A 6778-nucleotide genomic window follows, 5' to 3' on the forward strand; every position below is an offset into this window, starting at 1 on the left:
GTTATGGCTAAAATGACGTCAAACGATGTTCACAATTTGTATTCCGAGCACATCACTATGTATGCTATAATGAATGTACGAAAAGATTTTTGAAAGGTGTGAGCACCTAATGTATACAGTTGTTGTCGGTGTCAATCACCGAACCGCCCCTGTCGAAATTAGAGAGAAATTATCATTCGTCGAAACTGAACTACCACAAGCGATGCAAACGTTGCAACAGCAAAAGAGCATCTTGGAAAACATTATTATTTCCACTTGTAACCGCACAGAAATTTACGCGGTAGTTGATCAGATTCATACAGGACGATACTATATAAAACGATTTCTTGCGGATTGGTTTTCTATTCCAATCGAGGAATTCTCCACTCACTTGATTATTCATGAAGAAGATGGCGCTGTTGAACATTTATTACGAGTAGCTGCTGGTATCGATTCTATGGTACTTGGCGAAACTCAAATTTTGGGACAAGTTCGTAGCAGTTTCCTAGCCGCTCAAGAAATCGGTACTACAGGTACCATTTTCAATGAATTGTTCAAGCAAGCAATTACTACTGCGAAAAGAGCTCATACAGAAACAGCAATCGGTGAAAATGCCGTTTCTGTTTCGTATGCTGCTGTAGAACTTGGAAAGAAAATTTTTGGTTCATTGAAGAATAAACATATCGCCATCTTAGGTGCTGGTAAGATGGGTGAGCTAGCTGTTAAAAACTTGCAAGGAAGCGGCGTAGGTAAGATCACTGTGATTAACCGTACGTTCTCCAAAGCAGAGTTACTAGCTGCGAAGTTCGACGGTGAAGCGAAGTCTATGCAAGAGTTGCAATGTCTTTTGCTTGAAGCGGATATTCTAATCAGTTCAACTGGGTCAACAGAGTATGTCATTGACTTTGAACTGATGGGCTTCGTTGAGAAGTTACGTAAAGGGAAGCCTTTATTCTTAGTAGATATTGCAGTTCCACGAGACTTAGATCCGAAAATCAGTGATCTACCAAACATGTTCTTGTACGATATCGATGATTTACAAGGAATAGTTGAAGCAAATCTTGCAGAACGCAAACGTGCAGCAAATGAAATTGGTCTAATGATCGAAGGCGAAGTCGTTGCTTTTAAAGAATGGCTATCGACTCTAGGGGTAGTTCCAATGATTTCCGCATTGCGTAAAAAGGCGAACCGCATTCAAAGCGAAACAATGCTCAGTATCGAAAATAAGATGCCAGACTTAACAGAACGCGAAAAGAAAGTGCTGAACAAGCACACGAAATCCATCATCAATCAATTGCTTAAAGAACCGATTCTACAGGTGAAAGAGTTGTCTACTGACAAAAAGGCTGCAGAAAAACTAGCTCTATTCGAACAAATCTTTGGTATAGCGGAAGATGTAGTCGCAGAAAAAGAGCAGTTAGGCGTTCAAGCAAAGAAGCGCCTGCAAAAGCGTGCAGATGAAAAGAACAAAGAACTTAACACAAACGAATTAAATTACTTATACTAATTGACTGGTGGTTCTGTATCTGCTCTTTCACAAGAACGATACAGAGCTCCTTTTTGTTTGTGGATTTACTACAACATTCATGCACTTATAAATAAGTTATACTTTTCAAGTGTGCTGAAGTAAGTTAGTGAAGTTGATTTTAGTGTTTTAACACTATAGATGCATTAATTTGCAGGAATGGCCTTACGTTTGAGACAATGTAGGGGAAAAGCTCGAAACGCAAAAAGAGAGGGATCCGCTCGAAAGGCAGAGAATAACTTATGGTGGAATTGACAATGGCAAGGCTTCAGGAATTCATGATTGTCCTTTACGCCCTCGGACTTGTCTTTTATTTAATAGACTATATTAAAAAACAAAAAGCCATGCAACGCATAGCATTCTGGCTAATCGTTACTGTCTGGGTGACTCAAACCGCTATACTATCACTGTATATCATTGAGATGAAACGGTTCCCAGTACTATCGTTAGTCGAAGGAATTTATTTTTACGTCTGGTTGCTAGTCACCCTATCGATCGTGTTCCAACTCATTTACCGAGTGAACTTCATGGTCTTCTTTACGAACATTATCGGATTTGGGTTCTTAATGATTCACGTATTTTCAAACTTGAAATACTCAGCTTCTACAGTCGGAGATTCACTCATATCCGAAGTATTATTTATTCATATTACGACAGCGATCCTCTCATACGCGGTGTTCGCCCTAGCATTTGTCTTTGCGGTCTTATATTTAATCGTTTATAAAGTATTAAAGAAGAAAAAATGGACGAAACGATTTTCAAGCCTTCCGAATTTACATCAGACGATGATGGGTATGAAAATGTCTATTTATACAGGCATCCCTATTTTATTCGTCAGCTTATTGTTCGGTGTTCAGTGGGCATACGTCGCACTTTCCGAATGGTCTGTGTGGGATGTTAAAATTATGGGTTCGTTCGCGGTATTACTGATTTATACATCCGTAGTGTATTTTAACTATAAAGGGAAACTGCAGTCGATGGAGTTTGCTTGGATGACGATTTTTGCATTTCTATTAACCGTCGTAAATTTCTTTTTAGGCAGCACGCTGTCTCAATTTCATATATGGATATAAGGAAGGAAGAGTCTAGTGAGAAAAATTATTGTAGGTTCCCGCAGAAGTAAATTGGCAATAACGCAAACAAATTGGTTTATCGATCAAATGAAGCAAGCAGGTGCACCATTTGAGTTTGAAGTGAAAGAAATCGTTACGAAAGGTGACCAGATTCTGGACGTCATGTTGTCGAAAGTCGGCGGCAAAGGATTATTCGTTAAAGAAATTCAACAAGCGCTTTTTGATAAAGAAATTGATTTTGCAGTTCATAGTATGAAAGATATGCCTGCAGAAATCCCTGCTGGTTTAACAGTTGGCTGTATTCCAAAACGTGTGGATCCGCGCGATGCGTATATCGCAAATGATCATGTTCGTTTCATGGACTTGCCTATAGGTGCAGTCGTCGGAACGTCAAGCTTACGTCGTAGTTCGCAGCTATTGATGCTACGTCCTGATCTTGAAATCAAGTGGATCCGTGGTAATATCGACACACGCTTACGTAAAATGCGTGATGGCGAATATGATGCGATTCTTTTAGCGGCTGCGGGACTGAAGCGCATGGGCTGGGACGAGGATATTGTTACGGAACATTTATCGCTTGAAGACTGTATCCCAGCTGTTGGACAAGGTGCATTGGCGATTGAGTGTCGTGAAGATGACGCTGAATTACTCCGTGAATTGTCTAAGCTAACAGACCAAAATACGTGGATAGAACTACAAGCTGAACGTACATTCTTAAATGAAATGGATGGTTCATGTCAAGTTCCAATCGCAGGATTCGCAAAGTATGATGGAAAAGAAGTTGAGCTAACAGGTTTCATTGCTTCTCCTGATGCGATTGAAGTCTTCCGTGAAACGGTGAAAGGAACAGACCCGATTGCCGTTGGTAAAGAAGTGAGTAAACTTTTACGTGATCAAGGGGCCGCTGAAGTTATCGAGAAAGTGAAGGCGGAAATGGATGCGTAAAGATCTACCGTTATTAGGGGAAACGGTTATTTTCACAGGTACCCCGAAATCTCAGGAAGCTGCCGATTTGGTTAAATCCTACGGTGGTACGCCGATTTCGATTCCATTGATTGAAGTGGAAGAAGTGATAAAGAAAGCAGATTTACAAAAACTTCGACAAGCAATGAAAGCAGATTGGCTAATTTTCACTAGCCAATCCGCTGTTGCGGCATTTCGTGCAAAAATGGAACGCTTTCAAGTGTCTTCAGAAATATTTAAAGGAAAAGTGGCGGCTGTTGGAACGAGGACAGCCGCTGCACTTGATAAGCTTGGCTTTACGGTGTCGTTCATTCCTAGTGTTTTTAGTGCGGATGTCTTCGTCAAGCAGTTCAAACCAAATGAATCCGAAAAATTGCATGTCGTGTTTTTGAAAGGTTCGCTCGCAGGCAGTTTGATTAGGGAACAACTACCATTCCATGTTTCCGAGTGGACCGTCTATCAAACGAAAAGCACAACGAGTGAAATAGACAAACTGATTCGACAAATCACCCATAAAGATCAAGTATCCGTATTATTCGCTAGTCCGTCTGCAGTCGAAGTCTTTTCTTCGCGCATTGCCCCGAAGACGACATGGAGCGGTTTTACGATATGCGCAATCGGTCATGTGACAGAACGCGCATTGTTAAAAGTAGGCGCGCCTGTACACGTAAAACCTGAAACGTACACATTAGTCGAGCTAGTCCACGCGCTAGCTAAAGGAAAGGAAGTAATGAAATGAATCCAGTAGAATTTAAGCGTCACCGCAGACTTCGTGCAAACGCAAACTTGCGCTCAATGGTGCGAGAGACAGAACTCAAAGCAGCGGATTTCATTTATCCCATATTTGTAACAGAAGGCGAGAACGTTCGTAATCCAATTGCGTCTATGCCTGGAATCGATCAGTTTTCAATTGACCAATTGCTTCTAGAAACAGATGAAGTCGTAGCACTCGGCATTCCATCCATTATTCTATTCGGTGTTCCGACTGAAAAGGACGCACTTGGAACGGGTGCATATAGCGATCAAGGAATTATTCAGCGTGCGACGCGTGCCGTAAAAGAGCGTCATCCGGACCTGGTCGTTGTTGCGGATACTTGTCTATGTGAGTATACTGACCACGGACATTGTGGTGTGGTGCATGGAGAAGATGTGGATAATGATGAAAGTCTCGTACTACTTGCAAAAACGGCGGTGAGTCAAGCGCAAGCAGGAGCAGATATTATTGCACCTTCGAATATGATGGATGGTTTTGTTGCCGTCATTCGTCAAGCGCTTGATGAAAATGGATTTAAACACATTCCAGTTATGTCGTATGCGGTGAAGTATGCTTCGGCTTATTATGGTCCATTCCGTGAAGCGGCAGGTTCAACTCCACAATTTGGTGATCGAAAAACTTATCAAATGGATCCAGCGAACCGTATGGAAGCTTTGCGTGAAGCAGAGTCTGATATTGTTGAAGGTGCAGACTTTTTAATCGTTAAACCCGCGCTATCGTATTTAGATATTATCCGTGATGTGAAGAATCATGTGCTATTACCAGTCGTTGCTTACAACGTAAGTGGTGAGTATGCGGTGATCAAAGCTGCAGCGTTAAACGGCTGGGTGGATGAAAAGAAAATTGTACTAGAAACGTTGACAAGTATGAAGCGTGCAGGCGCGGATATTATCATGACGTATCATGCAAAAGATGCCGCTCGCTGGTTGGAGGAGAAGTAATTGGGAAATAACTATTCGAAATCAAAACAAGCATTCAAATTAGCGGAAGATCTTATGCCTGGTGGCGTGAACTCTCCAGTTCGTGCATTCAAATCCGTCAATATGGATCCGATTTTCATGGAAAGCGGTAAAGGTGCTATCATCAAAGATATCGATGGCAATGAATATATCGACTTTGTATTATCTTGGGGTCCCCTTATTTTGGGTCACACACATCCTGATGTTGTTTCGTCAATTCAGAAAGTTGCTGAAACAGGAACAAGCTTCGGAGCACCTACATTGCTTGAAAACGAGTTAGCAGAACTTGTAATTGACCGTGTACCATCTATTGAAATGGTACGTATGGTATCTTCGGGTACAGAGGCTACAATGAGTGCACTTCGTTTGGCGCGAGGTTATACGAAGCGTAATAAAATCTTGAAATTTGAAGGTTGTTATCACGGGCACGCGGATTCATTACTGATTAAAGCGGGATCTGGCGTTGCGACGTTAGGCTTGCCTGACAGCCCGGGTGTACCGGAATCAATCGCTCTAAACACGATTACTGTTCCTTACAATGATTTAGCAAGTGTTAAAGAAGCATTCGAACGATTTGGAGACGATTTGGCAGGCGTTATTGTCGAGCCAGTTGCTGGTAATATGGGTGTTGTTGGTCCAGATCACGGATTCTTGCAAGGTTTACGTGATTTGACAGAAGCGAATGGTACGTTATTGATTTTCGATGAAGTCATGACTGGTTTCCGTGTAGGGTATAAATGCGCACAAGGTCATTTCGGCGTCAAGCCTGATTTAACATGCCTTGGAAAAGTAATCGGTGGCGGTTTACCTGTTGGAGCATACGGTGGGAAGAGAGAGATTATGGAGCATATGGCACCTGCAGGAACGGTTTATCAAGCAGGTACATTATCTGGAAATCCACTAGCGATGACTGCAGGAATCGAGACGTTGAAGAAGTTAACACCGAAATCTTATGAGCGCTTTATTAAGCTAGGCGATCAACTAGAAGAAGGGTTCCGTGCAGCAGCTACTGCCAATAATATTCCGCATACAGTTAACCGCGCGGGATCAATGATTGGATTCTTCTTTACAAATGAGCGCGTCAATAATTATGATAAAGCTAAAACCTCTGATCTAGAGTTATTCGCTGAATATTACCGTCTGATGGCGGAAGAAGGTATTTTCCTACCACCTTCCCAGTTTGAAGGAATGTTCTTGTCAACAGCACATACAGAAGAGCATATTGCGAAAACAGTGGAAGCATTCCATACTGTGTTTGAAAAATTGAAGAGATAATTTAGAGCACCAGGCAGATAGACTTGTCTGGTGTTTTTTTGTGCGTTCAATATGTTCGAGGAATGGCGCGGTTTGGTCGTTGTGCCTTACACCCTGTCAAGTAGACATCTTTAGAAACCGCTCACTATTCTCTTTCCGCTTGTTTATTCCGTTGCTATTTCTATCAAAAGGGCGACTTGACATGGAGCCTCCACAGGCATGACTTCCACGTCTGGAAGCCAGCTGTTGT

General features: G+C 42.0%; 6 protein-coding genes. All 6 read left to right on the plus strand.

Translation table 11 applies throughout. From position 1 onward, the window contains the following. Window positions 1-109: 109 nt before the first annotated feature. Window positions 110-1486 (plus strand): glutamyl-tRNA reductase, encoded by a 1377-nt coding sequence (hemA, locus tag ORD22_RS07975; RefSeq protein WP_317645392.1) that lies wholly within the window; start codon window positions 110-112, stop codon window positions 1484-1486. 260 nt (window positions 1487-1746) lie between these two features. Next, window positions 1747-2577 (plus strand): cytochrome c biogenesis protein CcsA, encoded by an 831-nt coding sequence (gene ccsA, locus ORD22_RS07980; protein ID WP_317645393.1) that lies wholly within the window; start codon window positions 1747-1749, stop codon window positions 2575-2577. A 15-nt stretch (window positions 2578-2592) separates the two neighbouring features. Next, window positions 2593-3522 carry a hydroxymethylbilane synthase gene (hemC, locus tag ORD22_RS07985; protein ID WP_317645394.1) on the plus strand — a complete coding sequence of 310 codons (930 nt, stop codon included), beginning with the start codon at window positions 2593-2595 and terminating at the stop codon, window positions 3520-3522. Further along, complete coding sequence (locus ORD22_RS07990; RefSeq protein WP_317645395.1) at window positions 3515-4279, plus strand: uroporphyrinogen-III synthase; 765 nt, start codon at window positions 3515-3517, stop codon at window positions 4277-4279. The genes hemC and ORD22_RS07990 overlap by 8 nt, the downstream gene beginning before the upstream one ends. Further along, window positions 4276-5256, plus strand: coding sequence for a porphobilinogen synthase (gene hemB, locus ORD22_RS07995; RefSeq protein WP_317645396.1), 981 nt, complete (start codon window positions 4276-4278; stop codon window positions 5254-5256). The genes ORD22_RS07990 and hemB overlap by 4 nt, the downstream gene beginning before the upstream one ends. Further along, the gene (gene hemL, locus ORD22_RS08000) at window positions 5257-6549 is read left to right on the plus strand and encodes a glutamate-1-semialdehyde 2,1-aminomutase (protein WP_317645397.1); all 1293 of its coding nucleotides are present in this window, start codon (window positions 5257-5259) and stop codon (window positions 6547-6549) included. Window positions 6550-6778: the final 229 nt, after the last annotated feature.

The sequence above is a fragment of the Sporosarcina sp. GW1-11 genome, from assembly GCF_033088395.1.
Taxonomy (GTDB): Bacteria; Bacillota; Bacilli; order Bacillales_A; family Planococcaceae; genus Sporosarcina.

Coding starts and splice junctions, on each gene's coding strand:
- hemA (WP_317645392.1), top strand. CDS start 110: ATGTATACAGTTGTTGTCGGTGTCAATCACCGAACCGCCCCTGTCGAA.
- ccsA (WP_317645393.1), top strand. CDS start 1,747: ATGGTGGAATTGACAATGGCAAGGCTTCAGGAATTCATGATTGTCCTT.
- ORD22_RS07990 (WP_317645395.1), top strand. CDS start 3,515: ATGCGTAAAGATCTACCGTTATTAGGGGAAACGGTTATTTTCACAGGT.
- hemB (WP_317645396.1), top strand. CDS start 4,276: ATGAATCCAGTAGAATTTAAGCGTCACCGCAGACTTCGTGCAAACGCA.